Annotated in this window: 22 protein-coding genes, 1 tRNA gene and 1 rRNA gene; 6 read left to right on the top strand and 18 right to left on the bottom strand. The window is 50.2% G+C overall.

Annotated elements, in window-relative coordinates; translation table 11 throughout:
- Window positions 1–32: 32 nt before the first annotated feature.
- From L2W48_RS00120 to L2W48_RS00080, 9 genes are all read right to left on the bottom strand, one after another.
- Window positions 33–914: a lysophospholipid acyltransferase family protein gene (locus tag L2W48_RS00120; RefSeq protein ID WP_236114892.1), complete on the bottom strand. Its 882-nt coding sequence runs from the start codon at window positions 912–914 to the stop codon at window positions 33–35.
- Window positions 911–1,816, bottom strand: a complete 906-nt coding sequence (locus tag L2W48_RS00115; RefSeq protein ID WP_236097554.1) for a hypothetical protein — start codon at window positions 1,814–1,816, stop codon at window positions 911–913. The genes L2W48_RS00120 and L2W48_RS00115 overlap by 4 nt, the downstream gene beginning before the upstream one ends.
- 18 nt (window positions 1,817–1,834) lie before the next feature.
- Window positions 1,835–3,115 carry a tyrosine--tRNA ligase gene (tyrS, locus tag L2W48_RS00110; protein WP_236097553.1) on the bottom strand — a complete coding sequence of 427 codons (1,281 nt, stop codon included), beginning with the start codon at window positions 3,113–3,115 and terminating at the stop codon, window positions 1,835–1,837.
- Between the two features lie 31 nt (window positions 3,116–3,146).
- Window positions 3,147–4,346, bottom strand: coding sequence for a hypothetical protein (locus L2W48_RS00105; RefSeq protein WP_236097552.1), 1,200 nt, complete (start codon window positions 4,344–4,346; stop codon window positions 3,147–3,149).
- A gap of 170 nt (window positions 4,347–4,516) precedes the next feature.
- Window positions 4,517–6,118: an MBL fold metallo-hydrolase RNA specificity domain-containing protein gene (locus L2W48_RS00100; protein WP_236097551.1), complete on the bottom strand. Its 1,602-nt coding sequence runs from the start codon at window positions 6,116–6,118 to the stop codon at window positions 4,517–4,519.
- A gap of 59 nt (window positions 6,119–6,177) precedes the next feature.
- On the bottom strand, window positions 6,178–7,560 hold the full coding sequence (locus L2W48_RS00095) for a sensor histidine kinase (protein ID WP_236097550.1): 1,383 nt from the start codon (window positions 7,558–7,560) through the stop codon (window positions 6,178–6,180).
- Entirely contained in the window at window positions 7,557–8,192 is a 636-nt protein-coding gene (locus L2W48_RS00090) for a response regulator transcription factor (protein ID WP_236097549.1), read from the bottom strand. The genes L2W48_RS00095 and L2W48_RS00090 overlap by 4 nt, the downstream gene beginning before the upstream one ends.
- Window positions 8,193–8,313: 121 nt before the next feature.
- Window positions 8,314–8,892 carry an HDIG domain-containing metalloprotein gene (locus tag L2W48_RS00085; protein ID WP_236097548.1) on the bottom strand — a complete coding sequence of 193 codons (579 nt, stop codon included), beginning with the start codon at window positions 8,890–8,892 and terminating at the stop codon, window positions 8,314–8,316.
- A gap of 11 nt (window positions 8,893–8,903) precedes the next feature.
- Complete coding sequence (locus L2W48_RS00080; protein ID WP_236097547.1) at window positions 8,904–9,389, bottom strand: deoxycytidylate deaminase; 486 nt, start codon at window positions 9,387–9,389, stop codon at window positions 8,904–8,906.
- 87 nt (window positions 9,390–9,476) lie between these two features.
- Here L2W48_RS00080 and L2W48_RS00075 point away from each other — a divergent pair, with 87 nt between their 5' ends.
- Entirely contained in the window at window positions 9,477–10,736 is a 1,260-nt protein-coding gene (locus L2W48_RS00075; RefSeq protein ID WP_236097546.1) for an MFS transporter, read from the top strand.
- Here the strand turns inward: L2W48_RS00075 and L2W48_RS00070 are convergent.
- Window positions 10,733–10,918, bottom strand: coding sequence for a hypothetical protein (locus L2W48_RS00070; protein ID WP_236097545.1), 186 nt, complete (start codon window positions 10,916–10,918; stop codon window positions 10,733–10,735). The two genes, L2W48_RS00075 and L2W48_RS00070, sit on opposite strands and share 4 nt — an antisense overlap.
- Window positions 10,919–10,981: 63 nt before the next feature.
- On the opposite strand from L2W48_RS00070, the gene L2W48_RS00065 reads away from it, so the two are divergent.
- Window positions 10,982–11,362 (top strand): response regulator, encoded by a 381-nt coding sequence (locus L2W48_RS00065; protein ID WP_268906525.1) that lies wholly within the window; start codon window positions 10,982–10,984, stop codon window positions 11,360–11,362.
- Here the strand turns inward: L2W48_RS00065 and L2W48_RS00060 are convergent.
- The 5 genes from L2W48_RS00060 to L2W48_RS00040 all read right to left on the bottom strand — a co-directional run bounded on the left by L2W48_RS00060 (window position 11,359) and on the right by L2W48_RS00040 (window position 15,352).
- Window positions 11,359–11,940: a 3'-5' exonuclease gene (locus tag L2W48_RS00060; RefSeq protein ID WP_236097544.1), complete on the bottom strand. Its 582-nt coding sequence runs from the start codon at window positions 11,938–11,940 to the stop codon at window positions 11,359–11,361. The genes L2W48_RS00065 and L2W48_RS00060 overlap by 4 nt on opposite strands.
- On the bottom strand, window positions 11,933–12,769 hold the full coding sequence (locus tag L2W48_RS00055) for a TIGR02757 family protein (protein WP_236097543.1): 837 nt from the start codon (window positions 12,767–12,769) through the stop codon (window positions 11,933–11,935). Before L2W48_RS00055 ends, L2W48_RS00060 begins: the two co-directional genes overlap by 8 nt.
- Complete coding sequence (locus L2W48_RS00050) at window positions 12,744–13,274, bottom strand: flavin reductase family protein (protein ID WP_236097542.1); 531 nt, start codon at window positions 13,272–13,274, stop codon at window positions 12,744–12,746. The genes L2W48_RS00055 and L2W48_RS00050 overlap by 26 nt, the downstream gene beginning before the upstream one ends.
- A gap of 124 nt (window positions 13,275–13,398) precedes the next feature.
- The gene (locus L2W48_RS00045; RefSeq protein ID WP_236097541.1) at window positions 13,399–13,890 is read right to left on the bottom strand and encodes a ferritin; all 492 of its coding nucleotides are present in this window, start codon (window positions 13,888–13,890) and stop codon (window positions 13,399–13,401) included.
- A gap of 91 nt (window positions 13,891–13,981) precedes the next feature.
- Window positions 13,982–15,352 carry a uracil-xanthine permease family protein gene (locus L2W48_RS00040; protein ID WP_236097540.1) on the bottom strand — a complete coding sequence of 457 codons (1,371 nt, stop codon included), beginning with the start codon at window positions 15,350–15,352 and terminating at the stop codon, window positions 13,982–13,984.
- Window positions 15,353–15,434: 82 nt separating this feature from the next.
- On the opposite strand from L2W48_RS00040, the gene L2W48_RS00035 reads away from it, so the two are divergent.
- From L2W48_RS00035 to L2W48_RS00025, 3 genes are all read left to right on the top strand, one after another.
- Window positions 15,435–16,205 (top strand): SIR2 family NAD-dependent protein deacylase, encoded by a 771-nt coding sequence (locus L2W48_RS00035; protein WP_236097539.1) that lies wholly within the window; start codon window positions 15,435–15,437, stop codon window positions 16,203–16,205.
- Window positions 16,206–16,241: 36 nt separating this feature from the next.
- On the top strand, window positions 16,242–17,300 hold the full coding sequence (locus L2W48_RS00030) for a FlgT C-terminal domain-containing protein (RefSeq protein WP_236097538.1): 1,059 nt from the start codon (window positions 16,242–16,244) through the stop codon (window positions 17,298–17,300).
- A gap of 136 nt (window positions 17,301–17,436) precedes the next feature.
- Window positions 17,437–18,075: a tetratricopeptide repeat protein gene (locus L2W48_RS00025; RefSeq protein ID WP_236097537.1), complete on the top strand. Its 639-nt coding sequence runs from the start codon at window positions 17,437–17,439 to the stop codon at window positions 18,073–18,075.
- Between the two features lie 99 nt (window positions 18,076–18,174).
- Here L2W48_RS00025 and ptsP read toward each other — a convergent pair whose 3' ends face one another.
- The gene (gene ptsP, locus L2W48_RS00020; protein WP_236114888.1) at window positions 18,175–19,938 is read right to left on the bottom strand and encodes a phosphoenolpyruvate--protein phosphotransferase; all 1,764 of its coding nucleotides are present in this window, start codon (window positions 19,936–19,938) and stop codon (window positions 18,175–18,177) included.
- Between the two features lie 373 nt (window positions 19,939–20,311).
- On the opposite strand from ptsP, the gene L2W48_RS00015 reads away from it, so the two are divergent.
- Window positions 20,312–21,490, top strand: a complete 1,179-nt coding sequence (locus L2W48_RS00015) for a YjiH family protein (RefSeq protein WP_236116484.1) — start codon at window positions 20,312–20,314, stop codon at window positions 21,488–21,490.
- 61 nt (window positions 21,491–21,551) lie between these two features.
- On the opposite strand, the gene L2W48_RS00010 is transcribed toward L2W48_RS00015, so the two are convergent.
- Window positions 21,552–21,628: transfer RNA gene (locus L2W48_RS00010), tRNA-Ile, on the bottom strand.
- A 21-nt stretch (window positions 21,629–21,649) separates the two neighbouring features.
- Window positions 21,650–21,757: ribosomal RNA gene (gene rrf, locus L2W48_RS00005) — 5S ribosomal RNA — on the bottom strand; the annotation flags it as partial.

Here is a 21,757-nt window from a genome sequence, read left to right as displayed (position 1 = left end):
CTTTCTGAGCATACCATCTAGGATAGCCCAGTTCAAATAGAGTTCTTTCCGGTTATATCGGTCTTCCACCTTCGGTGCATCCACAGCCATTCGCCTGGCACAGCACGAACCATATCCTCCAAGACCCCATTGACCTCGGCAGCCAGGGCAACGACTTTATCCTCTTTCCCCTTTACGGTTTCGGACGTAGAGAGAGGCCTATAAACCCTCACCTTGTGTCTAAAGGGGGCTACTCTCTCTATGGCAACCGGAATTATAGGGACCTTGGACATCACAGAGATGGCGGCAGGCCCTTTGGGCATGGTACATGGACGTCCTAAAAATTTTACCGGTATACCTGTAGGTCCTCCGTCCTGATCGGCGACCAAACCCACGAAATTCCCGATCATAGGTAGACGGACCATCTCTCGGAAGCCCTTTCGTTCCTTTCTCAGGGTCTTCAACCCCACTTTTTGTCTGTAGGACTCCATAAGATCGGCGAGATCCTCGGAATCGGGATCTCTGACGGCAGCGTAGAGAGGATAACCGCTCTGGCACAACCAGGCTGAAAGTAGTTCCCAGTTGCCTCCGTGGCTGGCCAATATGACGCAACCTTCCTTGGACGAGAGAAGATCGTCGAGGATGTCCTTGCCCTCGACCTTCTCTACCCACGTCAATGCCTTGGATGGATCATTCACGAGAGCCAGATACTCCACCACCATCCAGCTAAAGTGGTCGTAAACAACCTTCAGGTTCTCACGATACCACCTTTCGTCTCTATCGGGGAAAGCTTTCGCCATATTATCCAATGCTACCGTCTTTCTAGGTGAAATTAGTCCTAAAACACAGCGAAGAAAAAGATAGAGAGTCCAAGCCCGCCATCCCGGGCGAACCCAACTGGCCAACATATCTATACACCTGACTCTAATACTCAAAGGGCTCCCTCCGATAGAGCCTTGTACATATTCGTTATGGAGAGAGCCGAGGCCTCCGGAGTAAATTTAAGGATGATTCTATGCCTTGCTGCCACGGCAGCTGTCTTGCCCCTTTCGCCTATGAGTTCTTCGCCGGACGGTATAGGTACATCCTTTCTCAAGGCTATATACCCATCGATACCCAAAAGATCGTCCAATATAGGAGACCAAGGAGCAACGGTGGGGACCCCGTAAAGGGCGGCAAAACCGGCCAATATGGCCGACGATAGGTCTACTCCCGGCAGTATAAGCAGCCGTCCTCTTCCCGATAAAAACCTAACGGCATCTCCGTCATCTATAGCACCAGAAGCACCGGTAAAGGCACCTCCCTGATCCGTAAGTTTAGCTATAGGCAACCCTACACCACGTTGAAGAACCTCTATCGCCCTTCTGTCCGGCCTGGACATGGAGGAGGGAAAAACGACGAGAGCCATGGGGTCGCCGTGGCTATCCCCCGGCTGCCCCCACGATAGATCTCTCTCGAAAGCAGGCCTCCAAGAGTTCGGGTCGGCCTCAGCGGCTATACCGGAAAAGACGGAAGGATGACCACACCATCTCTGTTCGGGATCCTTGAAGGAATGGACCGTAAGAGCTCTGGTCGAGATAATCGGCCACCATCGGGGGGCACTCCCCCAAAGATGCCATGCATTGCCTCTAAAAAGCAACGTCAATCCCCTCGCTAAGGCGTCCTGACCATTCCAGGAGACCACCTCGACCAACGACCCCGGGAAAAAACCGGACTCGGATATAACGGTCAGCCTGGTACCCTCCAACCCCAGCTGTCTAGCTGTAAAGCCCAGCGACATAAGATCCCAAGGGCGTAATTTTCCGGATAAAAACCAAACCCAACCTTTTGATCTCATCAGGAAATGCCTCCCCCCTTAGCTCGCCGTCTTCAGAACGAAGAACTTCTTTTTACCGACCTTGAGAAAAAGATATCCATCTTGCAAGAGCCATGAACTATCGAGTTCCATCCGTTCATCCGATATCCTGTTTCCGTTGACGGATACTCCGCCTCCCTTTATGAGGCGTCTGGCCTCTCCCTTGCTGGACGAGACCTTCGCGTCCACCATGATATCGATCAAGGACCTCGAAATATCCTCTACCTCGGAATAGGGTACCTCGGTAGCCAGGACTTTCATCATATCCGACGACAATTCGACTGGATCGAACGCTCCACCGAACAGGATCTCGCTTGCCCTGCGAGCGGTCTCGGATCTATCCTTTCCATGGACCAAAGACGTCAACTCCATCGCCAAAGTTTTCTGAGCCTCTCTTCTCTCCGGCGAAGCGGAATGTTCCTTCATTATCTCCGATATTTCCTCGAGGGATAAGAAGGTGAAAAGCTTCAGAAGTTTTTCCACCTCCTCGTCCTCGCTGTTAACCCAGAACTGGTAGAAACGGTAAGGGGAGGTCTTCTCACGATCGAGCCACACCGCCCCTCCCTCGGTTTTCCCGAACTTGGTTCCCGACGAAGTGAGGAGGAGCGGATTGGTTCCACCGTATACCTGGGCACCGTCGGTCTTTCTTATCAGGTCGATGCCGGATACTATGTTACCCTGCTGGTCGTTACCTCCCATCTGGAGCTTGCAACCGTAGGTCCTGTATAGGTGTAAAAAGTCGTAGGCCTGGAGCAAAGTATAGGAGAACTCGGTGAAAGAGATGCTCTTTTCCTGATCTCCGAGCCTGGACTTGACGTGTTCCTTCGCTATCATGTAGTTGACTGTAAAATGCTTTCCCACGTCTCGAAGAAACTCAAGAAAGGTCATAGAGTTCAACCAATCGTAGTTATTGACCAAAAGAGCCGAGTTATCTCCGGAATCAAAACTGACGAAATGAGAGAGCTGTTTCTTTACCGCCTCTACGTTCTTCCTTATCTGCTCTATGGACAGAAGGTTCCGCTCTTTGCTTTTGCCGGAAGGATCTCCGATCATGCCGGTACCGCCTCCGGCAAGCACGACCGGACGATGGCCTAATTTCTGAAGCCAGGCCAACCCCATCAGAGGTATCAGATGTCCTACGTGAAGGCTGTCGGCGGTAGGATCGAAACCCACATATGCAGTAACTCTGCCCTCTCTGAAGAGCTCTTCAAGCTCTTCCGGGTGACTGCACCAATCTATATAACCTCTGTCCCTGAGAACCTTAAGCGCATCCAAAGCCATTTTCGCTTCCTCCAAGCATAACCTGATTTTTTTAAAAACACGTCCATCTCAGAACACCCTCGTCTATCTCAGTTACCACGAAGGATATATCGCAGAGAGGACGAAGATACCTAGTCAAATTAACGAGAGAATCCATACCGATGGAGCTCTCTGCCTCCTCGGTGAAAAGGATCCTTCCGGACTTTATCATACCCTCCATAAAGAGTGCGAAAGATGGGCCGTTCATATACCCCCATGCCACGCTGTTCCTCCATGGATCGACCAATCTGTCATCCATGTCAGAGGACTCGAAGGATCGAAGAGAATCCGGATCCAAAAGCCCAAGAGTTCCTCCTTTTCCTTCGTTAATTGCCACCACGGGAAAGGGAGACAGGGCGATGCCCCCACTTTCGACGGAGACATCCACAGACAAAAAGTCGGAAAGGACATCCGTCCACAGGGATCGAACGATCCCATTGACGGTGTCGTTTCCCAAAAAATGTACCACAAACCCCGGGAACGGAGCGGAAAGAAGGGTCGTCTCTCCTCCGGAAGACGCTATTACCGGCTCGGGCAAAATCGATCCGACCGCCATTCCCAACGGAAAAGGAAGATCCGGCAGATTCTCCCATTCGAATGGCTCCAAATCCGGAAGAATATCCTCGGCTCCTGCGATCCTCCATCTCAAGATCCCTCCGTCATCGTCGGATCTCCAGGAAAACATGACGGAGAGAGCTCTGCCTGACCAGAAAACCTGCTCCCCTCCGGATATTTCCAGATGACCGGGCCAGAAAGGCTCTACGTCCCAAGTCGAGTAAAAAGACTCCATCCTTCCGTCTATGGCCTCCAGCATGGATCTAAAACCTTTCCTCGAGGAGGATAAGATGAACAAGCCTTCGTAAAAGGAACAGAACAAGGGGTTATCAAGCTCCCCTCCTTCTAGAATCAAACCTCTATGATTCTCCTCCAAAAAAGGAGCTATCGACACGCCAACGAAAGATCGATCGACGATATCCGTCAATTTCCCTTCGTCAAAGTCCTTGCCGTAAAGCGGATCCAATCTGAAGGCAAAACAGCCGAAGGGCTCATCGCCGATCGGGGAGAGAACACAACAGGCCATTCTATCTGAGAATCGAAAAAGCTCGGAAAGATGGCCTATAGCCTCGGTCTCGTCTATCTTCAAAATAAAGTCAAGACCGAGTTTTCCTATCGAGCTGTCGTAAAAGAAATCGCCCTCTCCGGCAAAAACCATGTGGGGAATTCGATCCGAAACCCTGGGTATCGCCTCTATAGGGTGTATTGCACGAGAGGGGACGGCCCAAATAGCTCCAAACACCAAAAAGACAGTAAGCCCCGACAATGAAAGTCCGAAGAGAAACCAACGTCGTGTCCGATAGAAACGGTAAATACTGGACCTGAAACTCAGCACTTCGACTTATTCGAGACCGTTTCCAGCAGGATCTTGACGGACTTAAGCATTGGAAGGGTCTGGTCTATATCGTTGATCTTGGAGGCTGTCTCGGTCAGTCGACCGGTTATGGCAGCTATATCGTCCAAAGCTCTGGCCAACTCCACGTAGGAAGAGACGTCTCTCTGAGGGGTGGATAAAACTATCCTCTCCTCCCTTTCACGCTTGTTGGGGCTAAGTTCGAACTCTTGGTCAACCGATGGAACTATAGCCTGAAACCCCTTTTCCGTCAGTCCATCGGCGAGAGCGTTGGCCGATTTAGGTTCTCCATGGGTGACCAAAAAAGTGGGAGAGTTATCGGAGAAGTTATCCGCCCACTTAAGGAGATCCCTGCGATCTGCGTGAGCGGAGAAACCGTTTATGGTATGCAGCTGAGCCCTAACGGTAACGTCCTCTCCTGCGATACGGAGCTTTTTCTGCCCCTCCACCAGACGGCGTCCCAGGGTCCCCACCGCCTGATAGCCTACGAAAACCACGTGATTTTCAGGATTCCATATACCGTGTTTCAGATGATGAACTATTCTGCCACCGTTGCACATACCGCTTCCAGCAAGGACTATGGCGTGATCCACGTCGTTTATGGCCTGAGAGTCCTCGACGGAGGAGACGTAGGTCAACCTTTCCGGTGAAAAAGGATGGTTCCCCTTATGACGATATTCCTGTATCTCGCTGGAACAGAGATCGAGATGATCCTCGTATATCTTCGTGGCCTTTACTCCCATAGGTGAATCGAAGTATATGGGAATGTCCTTACCGAGCCCCTGATCCTGAATGAGCATCAGTTCGTAGGCCACCCTCTGCGCCCTGTCCACGACGAAGGTGGGAATAAAGACCTTCGCCTTCTTGGCGAGTATCTGTCTCATGAGAGTCTGGAACTCATCGCGGCTTTCCTCGTTAGTCTTATGCTCCCTGTCGCCGTAAGTGGACTCTATTACGACATAGTCGGCCCCGGTTATCACAGCTGGGGTCCTCTCCATCACGGTCTTCTGAGGGCCGAGATCACCGCTGAAGACTATTTTCACCGTCTCCTCTTTCTCGGTCACCCATATCTCGAGTATGGCACTTCCCATTATATGTCCTGCGTCTCTGAACCTGACGAACACCTCGGGGAACAGCTCTATTTTGTCGTCATATGTAACCGGCGCCAAAAGGCTCAACGCCTCGGAGACGTCCTCGTCCTCGAAAAGAGGCTCCACCGCGGGAAGTCCCTTGCGAGCGTTCTTCTTGGTCTTCCACTCGGCCTCTTCTTTCATGAGGCGGGCAGAATCCCGCCACAGGACCTCGGTAAGCTCCACTGTGGGCAAGGTTGACATGACCTTGCCGGAGAATCCCTGTTTGACCAAAAGAGGGACCCTTCCTGTATGGTCTATGTGAGCGTGGGTCAAAAGAACGACATCCAAGGACAGGGGGTCGAAGTGAAAGGGCTCTCTGTTTCTCTCTTCCTCGTTTCTGCCCTGATGAAGTCCACAGTCGATGAGAATCCTACGTTCGGCGACCTCCAGCATATAGCTGGACCCTGTAACCTCTTCGGCAGCTCCCAAGACTTTCAACCTCATAAGAACACCTCCTCAAAAGGATATATCGATTCAATATAAGTATAAACGACAAGATCCTATCACGTTCGACCGATTACAGGAACGGTGAAAAAAAGAGAACACCCTTCACCCGGCGAGGTCTCCGCTCTCATCGAACCACCTATCAACTCTATCCTTTCCCTCATATTCAACAAGCCTCGATGCCCAGTCGAACGAAGCAACTCAAAATCCTCCGGCCACTGAAACCCCGAACCATCGTCCTTTATTGAGAGATAGGTGTTTTCTTCGTCCCCTGATATCTCTATATCGACGTTCTTAGCCCCTCCATGTCTGGAAGAATTATGGATGGCCTCCTGTATGATCCTGAAAAAAGCCAGGATCACGTCGGGGTCTTCCTCGACGTCGTCGGATATGTCGAGCTGGACGAACAACCCCAGATGTCTCGAAAGCCTGTCGGACAATTCGTCTAACGCATGTTTCATACCGAGATCAAGCCATGGAGGGGATAGTTGATTGCACATCTCCCTAAGCTGTCTTATGGTTTCCTTACCGATGTCCTCGGCAAGACGAAGATGATCCTCTCTTTTCTCGACAGGATCGAGAGAGGCGAGCCTTATCCTCTGTATAAGGGCCGTGACCTCCTGAACTGGCCCATCGTGTATATCCCTGGCTATCCGAGATTTTTCGCTTTCCTGAACCCTCACGACATCCTGAAGATAACGATTCCAAAGCTCGACCCTTTCCCGGGCGGCTCTGGAAAGACGACAGAGTACCGTTCTGAGATGGCGAACCTCCCAGATTGTGCTTCGGCTGTCATCGGCGACAGGGACCTCGCATCCCCATTTGAGATCGGTAAGCTCGTCAGAAAGTCCCTTTATAGGGCCTATGGCCCACCGCCATAACATAACTCCGGATATCACCGACGCAACTATCACCGCCCCTATCAGGATGGACCAGAGCCTGGATGCCTGTACCATAGGCCCCATCAGCTGATTCCAGGCGACCGCCGCTACGACGAAGGTAGACGCGGCGGGATACACCGCCACTGTGTAGCGATCACCCCTATCGTCCATGAGCTCGACTGCTCTGCCTATTGGAACGTCCTTCCGCCAAAGCCGTTTGAAGGTGACCTCCGCTCCTGGAGAGGCCAACAGGATCTTGCCATCTCCGTCTACCACGACCACCCATCCCGGCAATGAAGGCCCCCAGGAAAAGACCTGAAGCTGCCGTAAAAGCTCTACCATCGGAGTGGGCAAAACCCACTTGGAATCTTCTAGATCAACTCTGGAAGCCACGTTATCGGCTAAATTCTCCACGTAAGAAGCCATAACCCTCTTCATCGCCCTATCGTGATGGACTATACCTATTCCGGCTGTGACCAATACAGCAGCTGTCGGAAGGAGCACTGCTATCAGAAATATAGCGGAAAGACTCCATCTTATAGGCATGCCCCTTCGGATCATTCTATCAACTCCTCCAAGGTCAAAAGGCCGTACTTCAAAGCTAATAACATGGCCTCCGTCTTATTGTGTGCCCCTAATTTATCGTAGATGGAGGCCAGATGAGTCTGTACGGTCCTCTCGCTTATGAAAAGCTGAGACGCTACCTCTTTGCTGGAAAGTCCTCTGGCAGCAAAGAGCAAAACCTCCCTCTCTCTCGGCGAAAGGTCCTCCATCTGAGGGACCTCTCCCATGGCGGAAGCGACCTCACTATCGAGATAAAGGCCACCGGATACCACCGTCTGAAGCGCCTTGGCCAATGCTTCCGGCGATGTTGTCTTCAGGAGAAAGCCCTTGGCTCCAGCCCTCAGGGATGCCAGAACATACTGCTGAGAATCGTAAGACGTCAGCATCACGGGAGCGACAGGAAGACCGGCATCCTTTATCTTTCTAGCCAAGGAGATTCCGTCCTCCACCGGCATACGGATATCCAACAAAGCCACTCTAGGACGAAGTTCCTCTATCATTTCCCAGGCCTCTTTGCCATCTGAAGCCTCTCCGACCAGCTCCACACCGCTCTCTCTGGCCAAATAGGCCTTCAATCCCTGCCTGGTCAAAGGATGATCGTCCGCCAGTACAACTGTGATCTTTTCCACGATATCAGCCTCCTCGCTAAGAAAGGAGGCCGAGCAAAGCCCAGCCTCTAGGGTATCTAGTATACCTCTCGATGAGAGAGAATCTCATCGGCATATATACATAAAACTCCTATAGATCACATTAAGAGGCGCCAAGCCCCAGATCTTTTTCTATAGGCCTCATGGCCTGTATAACCCCATCTATCAGGTCGGTCAGCTCGATTCCCATCATGGCGGCTCCTCTCTCTATGAGCTCTCTGTCCACCCCTGCGGCGAATCTCTTATCCTTCCATTTCTTCTTCACAGACTTCACTGAAAGATCCGAAAGAGATCGACTCGGTCTCACCAAAGCCGTGGTCATGACCAAACCGGTCAACTCGTCCACGGAGTAGAGAGTTTTTTCCATCTCGGACAGAGGCTCCACGTCGGAACAGATTCCCCAACCGTGAGCTTGAACAGCCCTGATCACCTCCTCAGAGTACCCCTTCTCCTCCAGAACAGCGGCGGCTAACTTGGTATGGTTTTCCGGCTCCTTTTCTGAAACCCTTTCCCAATCAAGGTCGTGAACGAGCCCGGCAAGCCCCCAGATATCCTCATCCTCTCCCGACTTAGAGGCAAAATATCTCATACAGGCCTCCACAGCCAGGGCATGTCTGAGATGTCCCTCGTCCTCGTTATACTCCTTCAAGAGCTCCCACGCATTTTCTCTGGTTACGGTCATACGAATCCCTCCTATTCGACGTCTTTTTTGAAGGACGGCTCCTTCATATCCTCTACAGCGACGGAAGAGATAGTACCGTCCGTATTCTGGAATACCACCCTCTCAATTCTGGCGTTTTTTATCATCCTGCGACACAACATACATGGTTCTCCATTGGCCAGCGTCCCATCGGAGGCGTTAACCCCCGCTATGTATATGGTTCCACCGACCATCTTCTCTGGATCTCCGTTTATTATAGCGTTTTGCTCCGCGTGAACTGCAACACAGAGCTCGTACCTCTCTCCTTTAGGGATTTTCAAAGCCTCTCTGCGACATATTCCAACATCGACGCAGTTAGGTTCTCCTCGACAGGCCCCGTTATAACCGGTGCTTATTATAACGTGATCCTTTACCAAGACGGCGCCGTAACGACGCCTGAGACAGGTAGATCTATCCGACACCACCTGAGCTATTTTGATAAAATAAGTGTCCCAGTCGGGACGTATGTGTTTCATCATGAAGACCCCTTCCTCGACATCTACGTGGTAGAACTCGGCACGGACGTACCATTCACGAAATAAAAATATCGTCTCACGGAGGACAGAATGAAAGAAAAAAAACGTTCCATCCTAGCATGGTGCCTTTACGACGTAGGCAATTCCGCATTCGCCACGACTATAATGGCAGTTATATACCCGATATACTTCCAACAGGTAGCGGCATCCACGCTATCTCCGTCGTCTGCCACAGCTTATTGGGGATATGCGTCCTCTCTAGGCCTCCTTATAGGGGCTTTTCTAGCCCCTTTTCTGGGAACCTTCGCCGATATCAGGTCCATAAGGAAGAAGATCGTCGCCATATTCACAGTGTTAGGAGCTCTCTCGGCATTAGCGATGGGGTCGGTAGGATCCGGAGATTGGAAGATAGCTCTTTTCCTCTTGGTCTTAGGCTCCGTAGGGTTTTCGGGTTCCGCCATATGTTACGATTCTCTTTTGCCCCACATAGCCCCCCTCGACAAAATGGACGAGATATCCACCAGAGGGTACGCTATGGGATACCTGGGAGGAGGAACCGTCCTAGCCCTCAATTTGGGCCTAATGGCTATCTTTCCCGGGGCACTGGGAGCAAGGCTTTCCTTCGTCTCCGTAGGTCTCTGGTGGACTGCCTTCACCATCCCTCTGATGGTGGCAGTTCCGGAACCTCGAAGGGCGTTCCCCGGTGGTTCGGAGAAAATGGGAACCTTCGCTTCCCTGGCTAAGACATTTCGGGAGATCAGAGAGTACAGGGACGCATTCGTTTTTCTGCTTGCCTTCTGGTTATACAACGACGGTATAGGGACGGTAATAAGGATGTCCGCCATATTCGGAGCCCAGGTAGGCATTGACCGAAAATCACTGGTCATGGCGCTGTTGACCACCCAGTTCATAGGCATTCCCTTCTCACTGCTCTTCGGAAGAATAGCAAAAAAGGTAGGCAGCAAGAAAAGCCTGTATGGAGCGTTATCGTGGTATCTGCTGATAGCAGTAGGAGCCTACTGGATGAAGACTTCCCTGCATTTCTGGATACTAGCCATATCGGTGGGAATGGTACAGGGTGGAGCCCAGGCCATCAGCAGAAGCATATATGCATCGATGCTACCTCCGGAAAGAAGCGCCGAGTTCTTCGGCTTTTACGACATATCGAGCAAATTCGCCGGCATCGCCGGTCCGGCAGCTTTCGGAATAATAACCCAGCTGACCGGATCCCCGAGGCTGGCGGTTTTAGCCATCGGAAGCACCTTCATAATCGGACTTTTCCTTCTATCCTTCGTCGACGTGGACAGGGGCAGACAAAAGGGTATAATGAGACGGCCTTATCAGTATTAATCCTGAACTCTGCGTTCTACTATCATCTTCACCAACAAAGATTCAGTCCAGCTTCGACCGGGATGGCTTAGGACGTCCACGACGAAAACCATCGTTAAAGCCAGGAATATAACGAAAAACAACATGGCAATTTGGTGTCCCCAATGAGTGCTCTTCCATACTCTTATCAGGTGTTTTTTCATAAAGACATCTCCTTGGCAAAGTACAAAACTATATCCCGAAAAAGCGGAGAGGAGGACTTCTACATGACGTCGGACAAAAAAAGCATATTCAAAAAGGTTTTGATAGTGGACGATGCCGCCTTCATAAGAGCTATGCTGAAAAGACTGATAGAGGATAACGGTTTTCTCGTGGCCGGGGAAGCGGAAAACGGCGAAGAGGCCATGAGGCTCTACAAAAGCATACATCCGGAACTCGTCATAATGGACATAACCATGCCTCTCATGGATGGCTTGGAAGCCACCAAGAGGATACGTCAAATCGATCCGGACGCAAAGATAGTGATCATCAGCGCCAGAGGCGAAAAGCCCATGGTGGTGAAAGCCATAGAGGCTGGCGCTCAGGACTTTATCGTAAAGCCCTTCGAGGTCCCAAGAGTGCTGAAAACCCTCAACAAGTTCCGTTAACGCTTAAAGCTGTAGTCCGATATCAGATTTTTCAGACTCATACAACGGAGGCCGTCTATAGCTTCCAATATACGATTAAAAAGTGACGCGCTATACCTGCAATCCTCTAAAGCTCTATGATGCCCTCCTCCGGAAAGTCCAAAGTGACGGGCCAGGGCAACTAAACTGTATCCTCTTATGCCGGGGAAAGCCTTCCGGGCCAACCCACAGGTGTCAAAAACCGGTGTGGTATTCCACGATCCCTTTATATCTATCATATTGGCGTCCAAAAAACTCAGGTCAAAGGACGGATTATGGAACACCATCGGCTCTTCTTCCTTCAGGAAGCTCGCCAAAGCTACTGAAGCCTCCGAAAGACTCGGAGCCCCCTCGACCATCTCGTCTGTTATCCCGTGTATCGCCACCGCCTCGAAAGGTATAGGTCTACCTGGAGACACGAAGGTCTGAAAGGACTCTGTCTCCGAGCCAGGGGTAAACCTGATCGCACCTATCTCCACTATTCTGTCCCATCTACTGGAAAGCCCTGTGGTCTCCACGTCTATCGCGACGAAACCGGAATCCCAAAGACTTTTATCCAACGATACCACCTACCTTTGGTCTTACCTCCTCAAAAAGAGCCTTCAACTCCATATCGTCCCTTATACCGAACCTGGTCAAAGCAAAATCGTACTTCACAGGATCTCCCGGGTCAATGAGTCCGAAGGCCTCGGTGACCTCGACGGCAGTCCTGAAATCACCGTTCTTTCTAGATGTAAAACCTAAAACGCGAGCTATCTTATGCATATGGGTATCGAGGGGAACTACCAGGTCCGATGGAGAAAGAGAGGACCAGCCTCCGGGGTCCACCTCATCTCTACGGACCATCCAACGAAAATACAGCATCAGCCTCTTACAGGCGCTCCCTCTCCCCGGTAAGGGAAGCAGAGAGTTCTTTTTCTCCTTCCCCACGAGCCATTCCGCAAATCTACCGTAACCCTGAAAGACCGAATCCGTCTCTATCAACGCCCGCTCCATCGTTCGATCCAGAGAACCGTAAAGGTCGATCGCTCTCCTTACTCCACAGAGAAGGCCTACCATATCGTCGCTTCCAGAAAAACGATGACGAAAATCGGAAAAACACCTCATCCATAAGGAGCGATCGCCGGAGACCACGAAATCGAAGGGAGAGCTACCCATGGCAGCAAGGACGCTAGAAACGCTCTTCAGTATCTGGGCGACCCGCCCGTAAGCCAGGGACGAGGCTATCAAGCCGACTATCTCGCGATCCTCTACCCTGGAATAATCATAGAGAAACTCCAGAGGATCGGGATGGATCAGGTCCTTTCGGTTGTACTTATCGTATATATCCTCCAGAAAGGGAGCCAGTCTCTCGACATTTACATCAGCGAGGGACTTCGTTGAACGCATGGGTCGGGGCATGAGCCGGCGACTTTCCTTTCTTGACCGTATGATACTGAGCGTAGGTAAGGGGGTCTCCGTCGCCTACCACGGTGGCTCCAACGATCTCTCCAACAAAAATCTTGTGGGTGTAGACCTCCGTAACGGAGATAACCCTCGCCTCCATGGTGGCCACTGCATAATCCAGCACCAGAGGAGCGCCGGTCGAACCGATCTTATAGCGACAATCTACGAATTTATCCACAGATCTGCCACACTTGAAACCGAAAGGACCTATGAAGATCATGGGAACGGTCTGATCGAGCACGGAAAGTGAAAAAACGCCACTGCGTTCAATATATTCTCCGGTCAGATTTTCTCTATGTATGGACACAGCGATGGTCGGAGGCTCCGCTGAAACCTGTATGGCCGAGTTAGCAATCTGACCGTTGAAACGACCGTCCTCGTTGACACTGCTAACTAAGTATACGCCGTAGGAAAGAGAGAACAGAGCTCTAGGATCTACTACGTTCATGATTCGAGACCTCCTCTATGTTTTTTACAACTATACCATCTAGACCTCGATATAAAGAGAAAAAGACGGAGACATAGCTCCGTCTTTCAATACAGATCAGAAATCAAGCATTGTAGCGGTGATGCTAACCTCTAGAACCGAACTCCTTGTCCAACATGTACATGCCTCTCTTGGAACCCTCGAGATGACGGATCTTGGCCAGGTTCGTAGAGGCGTTATCCTCTTCCTCCACCTGCTCCTCTACGAACCAGTTGAGCATTATCCTGCTGGCGTGATCCTTCTCCGATATGGCCATATCCATGAGATCGTCTATGCGCTTGGATATGTACTTTTCATGGTCCAAGGCATCGCTGAAAACGCTGACGGGAGAATCCCACTCGGACTGAGGGGCCTCTATGGCCTGTAACGTAACATTTCCGCCTCTCTCCATTACATAGCGGTAGAACTTGAAGGCGTGTTCCATCTCTTCCTTAGCCTGAACCTCCATCCAATGAGCCATACCGGGCATATCTGTCGACTCCAGCCAAGCGGCCATAGACTGATAGAGATATGCGGAAAACATCTCCGCGTTTATCTGATCGTTCATAGCTTTTTGCATCTTCTCTGTGAATGCCACCTAAATCCCTCCAATGATGTCCTATCCATACAAAACAGGAATAATTCCTACTTACTTGCTGGGGATAGCATATCATCGACGAGACGTTTCGTCAATGGGACTCTTTTTTCCTTATTCCTCTCTCCTCGTCGGTTCCGGGAATGACGTTATCCAAAACGCCTGCACATATCCCCGCGACCGCCATAGCGGTCTTACCTATAGCCCACAGCACCTGTCCGAAGATTCCCATGGAGAAGAACATCTCCTGCTGTCCCTCTACCCATCCTGGCAAACCAAGCGCCATAAGAAAAGAAAATCCCACTATCATAACGTTCCTCTGAGAGTTCATGTCAGCCCTGGACAATGCCTGTATACCCAAGGCTCCTATGATGCCGAACAGAGCGATATAACACCCTCCTATTATAGGTGTAGGTATGGTCGCGACCAGAGCGCCAAGCTTCCCGATGCAGCTCATGACGATCAGAAGCACAGCTCCGGTTCTAACGACCCACCTGGATCCGACTCCGGTCAGTCCTATAAGGCCGATGTTCTCCGTATAAGAGGTACAAGCTACGCCGCCGCAGAGGCCTCCGATAGCACATCCCAGCCCTTCGGCTCCGATTCCTTTATTTATGGTCTCCTCGCTGGGATCGTTCAGACCGCATGCGTGGCTTACGTTGTAATAGTCGCCGATGCTCTCTATAAAGACGGCGAAGAACCCGGCAACGATGGCTCCGAAGGCCACCAGACTGAACTTAGGGACGCCCCAAGGTGCAATGCCGGTAAACTGGAACCACTTGGCAGCGATAACGCTAGAAAGATCTATGTAGGCAGGATGATCGGGAGTAAAAATTCCGGAAGAACTCAGGACCAGACAAAGAAGGTAAACTATGACGACGCTGGATAGAATCGAAAATATATTGATGTAACGATTTTTCATGCCTAGACTGAAAAGGAAGATCAGGATGACGACAGAAAGAGAAACCGGCCAATAATTCGCCGCATTACCCCCTATGGCGACAGGAGCGAGGGAAAAACCTATGGCCATTATGGTAGGTCCCACCGTGACAGGGGTGATGAACCTTCTAACCTTTCCCACCAAACCTGTGTATCCGATCAACGCCATGAGAACACCGCCGAGTATCAAAGCTCCTCCAATATACTGAAGACACACGTTCGCCCCCTGAGCTCCATAAACCCCTATAATGGTCATTATAGGGGGGATGAAGCTAAAACTGGACCCCTGTACTATGGGCAGGCGGGACCCCATGGTACTGGTCTGAATCAGGGTAGCCACCCCCATAGACATATACACGCAGCTTATGAAAAAACCTATCTGGGTCGGAGTCATGTTCATGGCGGGACCGAAGATAAGAGGAACCAGGGTCGTCGCACCAAAAAGAGTCAGAACATGCTGAGCCCCGGCCAGAACCATTATGGGAAAACGCGGTTTGTCGTCCACTCCGTAAATCAGCTTCGACATAGTAAAACCTCCTCAGTGATTTCGTCACAGGGATTGTATCATCTAGCGTAACCGGTTGCATTAACAAAAAGGAGGAATTCCAATGAAAAACAACCACGAAACAATATTAAAATGCACATCGATGGTGAGGGAAGCCAAATCCATCGCCGTATTGAGCGGCGCGGGAGTCTCGACCAGTTCAGGCATCCCCGACTTCAGAGGGCCTAACGGCATATATAAAAGAAAATACGATGTCGATCCGGAAAGGATATTCGACATTGATTTCTTCTCCAGAGACCCAGCTTTTTTCTTCAAGTTTCACAGAGAATTTCTGAAGGCCCTGGAGGATGTATCCCCCAGCTATACCCATCGTTTTCTCACCGCTCTCGAAAGAGAAGGAAGCTTAAAAGGCATAGTGACCCAAAATATCGATGCACTCCATCATAAGGCCGGATCTAAAAACGTCTTGGAGATACACGGCGGAATCTGGAAAAGCACCTGTCTCTCCTGCGGAAAAAGCTACGACTACGAGACATCCTGGAAAAAGACCATGGAGGAGGATATCCCTCACTGCGAAAAATGCGGCGGAGTGATAAAACCGGACATAGTCTTCTTCGGAGAAAACGTAAAACATCTGGAGGAAAGTCGCTCCATAATCTCTCAGGCAGACCTGCTCTTCGTGTTGGGATCGTCCTTGACCGTGGTTCCCGCTGCTCTGCTACCCTCCTGTTGCACAGGCAGAATCGTCGTGGTAAACAAAGGAGAGGTTTCGGAAGCGTACCTCCCTCCCGAAAGGATCGATCTCAGAATAGAGGGAGATCTGGACGAATTCTTCGGAGATTTAAACGAAGAGCTGAATCTGACGATACAATAAGAAGACGTCCGTACCCAGGAAGAGAGGAAGTAAACCATGATCCTACATCGTTCCATAAAGCTGATTCTCTGCATCATCCTGTCTTATTCGACGCTCGCCCTAGCTCCTTCCGATGCCAGGGGGAACGTGCTGGATACTCCGGGAATCGAGATCGCCGTGCTTCCAGTGATAAACGATACCCCTATAGAGGTATGGGAAAGCAAATACTACCCGCTCGACGTCTTCGATCAAAAAATCACGGAGGAATTCGTCGCCCTATTGATGGAATATCCATATGCCAGGATCATAACTCTTACAAAAGAGGAAGAACCTTATTGGCTTAGAGGTGGTGCCCCTTATGCCGACATCGGCATAAGGCTCCATTTCTACAGGCTAAAGATGACCGACAGAAAACATCTGGGATCCGATAGGATGGCCTACGTCGCTCTCAGGATGGAGATATTCGACGGAGTTACCAGACAACTCTCCTACGCATCCTCCATCGCAGGCGAGGACAGACGTTTTACCTTCTCTCCTGGGGATGGTAGGATCTTCTATCTGACCCATCAACCGGAGAGCGGGAAACTGTTGTTCCTCCGCCCTCTGGATCTCCTACCGGTGAACAAGATGTTCCCAAGAGGACTGGACTTCTGGCAACTCTTTCCAGATCCTAAAGATGACGAACAACCGATGAGAAAACCTCTCTGGAAGTCCTTTAGGGGAACACCCTACTGGAACGCATTCAAAAAAGCCCTCCGAAAAAGCAGAGATGTCTTATTCGACGGTATATCCGGTTATAAGATGATAGGACGGATAATATCGCCTACGAAAGATGAACTAAAAAAACGTCCTCCCAAAAGGAGAAGATATATCATCAGCTTAGGGATGGTAGAGGGAGTCCGAGAGGGAGATCTCCTGAAGGTGATGAGAAGCGATAGATACGATACGGTAGACCCGGAAAGGCCGGTCGTAATCCTACCGACGGAAGGCGGAACCGTAAAGGTTCTCAAGGTACAGAGCCACGAAGCGATCGTAGAGGTAGTGAAAGAGGACAAGGACGAACCGATAAAGTTAAAGGATCTGGTAGTCATGCCTCTATACATAAAACACAAGTAGACAGGAGGATCTGACGTTGAACGGAATAACTCGAGTTTTTTATATCTTAATCTTGCTCTCGGCAACTACTACATCCTTACACGGAGCAGATAAAACGGACATAGTAATGGAGCAGGCCTGGCGGGGAGGACAACAGATGATAGAGGCTGGACTCTACCACAGAGGAGTCGATTACCTCCAGGCCTACCTGGAACAGCGTCCAGATTCGAGCGACGGCTGGTACTGGCTCGCCAAAGGCCTTCAAGGCATGGGTAAACTTCAGGAATCCCAAAGAGCCTTCACTAAAGTCCTGGAGATAGATCCCGAGTTCCCTCAGCTATCCAGGGTTCTCCAAAACAGGGAAAAAGGCGAAGCCATACCTCTATGGGATAGATCGAGGAAAGCATATAGACAGGCGCTTCCGGTTATAGCCCCCGGCAGGGATATATACAGAGACCACGTCGAAGCGAGACCAACCCCAATACCTCACCCTACCTCATCTGATCCTGGCCCCAACGACAATCTAATAAATACACAGAAAGAAACGATACAGACCGTTCCAGGATTCTCGGCAATGGGAGCGAGAAAAATCGTACTGCCTCCGCAGGGGACCTCTGACAGGACCCCGGTCAAGGTAGTTCCCATCCCTCCCGTAAAAGAACTGACAGGAGAACCGGAAGGGCCGGGCATCCCTACAGTGAAGATAGTGGAAATACCTCTTCAGGATAGCTCGAAAGACAAAGAACCCGTGTATGTACCGCCCAAGCCTCACCTCGACACATCGGAAGCCCCGTAAAAACCGCCTGATGGAGGAAACTTGGACGTGATTTTTATAGGTGACTATAAAGGGGTAGGCCCTATCCTAGGATAGGGCCTACCCCTTTATAGTTCTCCGTCAGAAAGCCTTCTTGAGGGATCCGAATCGATCCTCGCAGAAACGGCGCACATCCTTAGCCGTAGTCAATCCCCATATTTCCGACAGAGTATCCTCCATGTTTTTTTTGCCAAGCTGAGAAATTATCCATCGGGCCTTTAGAATGGAATCCACGTTCATGCTGAATCTCTCAAGCCCCATGCCCATAAGAACGGGGATCAAAAGAGAATCGCTTGCCATCTCTCCGCACAGACTCACCTTTACCCCGGCTTTTCTGCAGTTATCTATAGTCATCTTGACCAAACGAAGAACTGCAGGATGAAATGGGCTGAAGAGATGGGATAGGTTACGGTTGGTACGATCCACCGCTAAGGTATATTGGATGAGATCGTTGGTACCAATACTCATGAAATCCACTTCTTCGGCGATAAGGTCCGATACCACCGCTGCGGCAGGCACCTCTATCATAACGCCAACCTCTATTTCCGGATTGAAGGGAACTCCGTCCTTTCTCAGATCGTTTTTGACATCCTCAAGAACTCCCTTGGCCAATCTGAGCTCCTCAATACCGGAGATCATGGGAAACATTATCTTGGCCTTTCCAAAAGCGCTGGATCGGAGAAGCGCTTTAAGCTGGATTCTAAAGATATCTGCCCTGGCCAGGGATAATCTTATCGCTCTGTAACCTAACGCAGGATTATCCTCATCCGGAACGTTCAAATATCCAGGAATCTTATCACAGCCGATATCCAGGGTCCTGAATATAACAGTCTTGCCTCCCATTTCCTGGACGGCCTTTTTATAAAGACCGAACTGCTCCCCCTCGGTCGGCAATCTATCCCTGTCCATGTAGAGCCTCTCTGTCCTGAAAAGGCCTATTCCACTAACACCGTTTTTGAGAGCACCCTGCACATCCCTGCCCGTATCCGCGTTAGCGTACAACTTAATGGGGTAACCGTCCTCGCTTTCAGTGGACTTCCCGGCCATCTGGGAAAGCTTTTTCGAAAAATCGACAAACTCCCGCTGTTTTTCGCTGTAAATGTGAAGGGTATCCTCGTCGGGATTGAGTATTACCACTCCCTCGCTACCGTCGACCACTATCATGTCCCCGGTCTCCACTACGTCCAAGACATTGGAAACGTCTATAACAGCCGGTACCCCCCAACTTCGAGCCATGATGACCGCATGAGAGGTCAAAGTTCCCTCCTGAGAGACAACTCCCAGGACCTTATCCCTGTTCATCTGAACTATCTCGGACGCGGTGAAAGCCTTAGCTACCACGATGGACTTCTCCCTCAAATTGCTCAGATCGCTACCCTCTATGTGAAGTAAAAGACGACACATCCTTGTAGCTACATCCTTTACATCGTCGGCTTTGGCCTTGAGATAGTCGTCATCCATATCCTCAAAGACCTGAATGAACTTATCGGCTACAGAACGTACGGCCCATTCGGCGTTTACGTTTTCCGTTATTATCCGACCCTTTATCTGTCCGATAAACTCGGAATCCTCTATCATCATACCGTGAGTGGCGAACATCTCCACCTCGTCTCTACCCAAGCGGGAGGAGACATCGTCATAGAGATCCTTGATCTCCTGACCTGCAACCTCTATGGCCGCGTTAAGACGATCCAGCTCCACCTCGACATCGTCCACGTACTCTTTTTCGATCTCTACCTGTTCCTTCCAATCGACGAACACTCTGCCGATAGCTATACCGGAAGATACTCCTATACCTTTAATATAAATCCCCCCTGTAAGCCCCCATATACTATAAAAACTCATATCATCATACCACTAAGAGTCTCCGCCGTCTCAAGGGGAAACCTCATGCATCGAGAACAGATGTCTTTCAATAGACAAAACATCGACATTTGACAAACTTCCACACCTATACTAGTTTATGATTAAGTAGGCGGAAGTAAACTACATAAGGGGAAGAGTTGTTAATATCTATCGTGGAGGTGCTATTATGAGTAGTATAGGAAGTAAAAAATCTTCGTTACCGGAGATCGCGAGGTTTGTAATTCCGTCATTTTTGGGAATATTTTTATTAATGACCCCGTTGATAATTGACGAACGACAGACCGTATTAGTATCCATACTATCTAAAAAAGTAAATTCCATGATCAATGGAATGATACCGGTATCTTTGCTCGTGTTGATTTTTATAACCATCAGCACTATTACTACTGTGTTATTCAAACTATCGAGACCAAAGGCTATCGATAAAAACGACTACTGGAAAAAAATCTTCGACGTTTCATGGTTCTGGACATCCGCCAGAATATTGGGGATGATCATCGCCTACATGGTCTACTTCAACCTGGGCCCGGAGATAGTCTGGTCGGACTACACCGGAGGGCTTATCCTATTCGACCTCATCTGCGGCCTTTTTACCATATTCCTGATAGCCGGATTTATACTGCCGTTACTGACCGATTTCGGACTTCTCGAATATATAGGGGTATATCTGACCGCTTTTATGAGACCCTTATTCGGACTTCCCGGTCGTTCCGCCATAGATTGCATAGCCTCATGGGTAGGGGACGGCACCATCGGAGTAGCCCTTACGAACAAACAGTACACTGAAGGGTATTACACCGCAAAAGAAGCCGCGGTGATCGGGACGACCTTTTCCGCCGTCTCCATAACGTTCTGTCTAGTAGTGTTGGAGAACATCGGTATGTTGGATTACTTCGGACAATATTATCTGGCAGTGACCGTATCAGGAATAGCGGCAGCCCTGATAGTTCCCAGAATTCCTCCCCTTTCATTGAAAAAGGACGAATACCTCCACGGAGTAAAGAAAGAGACGGGGGATGTCATTCCCGAGGGGATGTCCAGAAATCAGTGGGGGCTCACTCTGGCGATGGAGAAAGCATCCAACAGCGGAAATGTGGGGAACCTCCTGAAAAACGGGGCAAAAACGGTCTTAGACCTATGGCTGGGAGTTCTACCCATAATAATGGCTTTCGGTACCCTCGCTTTGGTGATCTCTGAGTCCACCCCGTTATTCCAATGGCTGGGAATGCCCTTCATGCCGCTCCTTAACGCGCTCAATATTCCGGAGGCCGCAGCAGCCAGTCATACCCTTGTGGTAGGTTTTGCCGACATGGTGGTCCCCTCCTTGATGGCCCAAACAATAACATCTCCCATGACCAAGTTCATCATCGGAGCGGTATCGGTTACTCAGCTTATATATATGTCCGAGACGGGAGCTGTTATATTGGGATCCGACATACCGGTGGATCTGAAGGACCTGTTTATCATATTCATAGAGAGAACGATCATAACTCTCCCTATAGTGTGTATTTTCGCCCATATATTCTTCTAAAAAAATAGGAGCATAGAAAAAAATCTCCACCTTCTTAAGAAGGTGGAGATTTTATATCACATGGTGGGCCGAAGTGGACTCGAACCACTGACCTCTCGGTTATCAGCCGAGTGCTCTAGCCGCCTGAGCTACCGGCCCATGCATAAAAAGAGAAAAGACTCTTGGCAGCGACCTACTCTCCCACGAAGCGAATCGCAGTACCATCGGCGCTGGAGGGCTTAACTGCCGGGTTCGGCATGGGACCGGGTGTACCCCCTCCGCAAAAGC

The organism is Dethiosulfovibrio russensis (genome assembly GCF_021568855.1).
Classification (GTDB): domain Bacteria; phylum Synergistota; class Synergistia; order Synergistales; family Dethiosulfovibrionaceae; genus Dethiosulfovibrio; species Dethiosulfovibrio russensis.
The sequence above is the reverse complement of the archived record's forward strand: the minus strand, read 5'-3'. Positions and strand labels throughout refer to the sequence as shown.

Coding starts and splice junctions, on each gene's coding strand:
- L2W48_RS00065 (WP_268906525.1), top strand. CDS start 10,982: ATGACGTCGGACAAAAAAAGCATATTCAAAAAGGTTTTGATAGTGGAC.
- ptsP (WP_236114888.1), bottom strand. CDS start 19,938: ATGAGTTTTTATAGTATATGGGGGCTTACAGGGGGGATTTATATTAAA.
- L2W48_RS00035 (WP_236097539.1), top strand. CDS start 15,435: ATGAAAAACAACCACGAAACAATATTAAAATGCACATCGATGGTGAGG.
- L2W48_RS00095 (WP_236097550.1), bottom strand. CDS start 7,560: ATGATCCGAAGGGGCATGCCTATAAGATGGAGTCTTTCCGCTATATTT.
- L2W48_RS00055 (WP_236097543.1), bottom strand. CDS start 12,769: ATGCGTTCAACGAAGTCCCTCGCTGATGTAAATGTCGAGAGACTGGCT.
- L2W48_RS00070 (WP_236097545.1), bottom strand. CDS start 10,918: ATGAAAAAACACCTGATAAGAGTATGGAAGAGCACTCATTGGGGACAC.
- L2W48_RS00105 (WP_236097552.1), bottom strand. CDS start 4,346: ATGGTTTTTGCCGGAGAGGGCGATTTCTTTTACGACAGCTCGATAGGA.
- L2W48_RS00100 (WP_236097551.1), bottom strand. CDS start 6,118: ATGAGGTTGAAAGTCTTGGGAGCTGCCGAAGAGGTTACAGGGTCCAGC.
- L2W48_RS00075 (WP_236097546.1), top strand. CDS start 9,477: ATGAAAGAAAAAAAACGTTCCATCCTAGCATGGTGCCTTTACGACGTA.
- L2W48_RS00080 (WP_236097547.1), bottom strand. CDS start 9,389: ATGATGAAACACATACGTCCCGACTGGGACACTTATTTTATCAAAATA.
- L2W48_RS00085 (WP_236097548.1), bottom strand. CDS start 8,892: ATGACCGTAACCAGAGAAAATGCGTGGGAGCTCTTGAAGGAGTATAAC.
- L2W48_RS00115 (WP_236097554.1), bottom strand. CDS start 1,816: ATGAGATCAAAAGGTTGGGTTTGGTTTTTATCCGGAAAATTACGCCCT.
- tyrS (WP_236097553.1), bottom strand. CDS start 3,115: ATGGCTTTGGATGCGCTTAAGGTTCTCAGGGACAGAGGTTATATAGAT.
- L2W48_RS00050 (WP_236097542.1), bottom strand. CDS start 13,274: ATGAACGTAGTAGATCCTAGAGCTCTGTTCTCTCTTTCCTACGGCGTA.
- L2W48_RS00025 (WP_236097537.1), top strand. CDS start 17,437: ATGATAGAGGCTGGACTCTACCACAGAGGAGTCGATTACCTCCAGGCC.
- L2W48_RS00030 (WP_236097538.1), top strand. CDS start 16,242: ATGATCCTACATCGTTCCATAAAGCTGATTCTCTGCATCATCCTGTCT.
- L2W48_RS00040 (WP_236097540.1), bottom strand. CDS start 15,352: ATGTCGAAGCTGATTTACGGAGTGGACGACAAACCGCGTTTTCCCATA.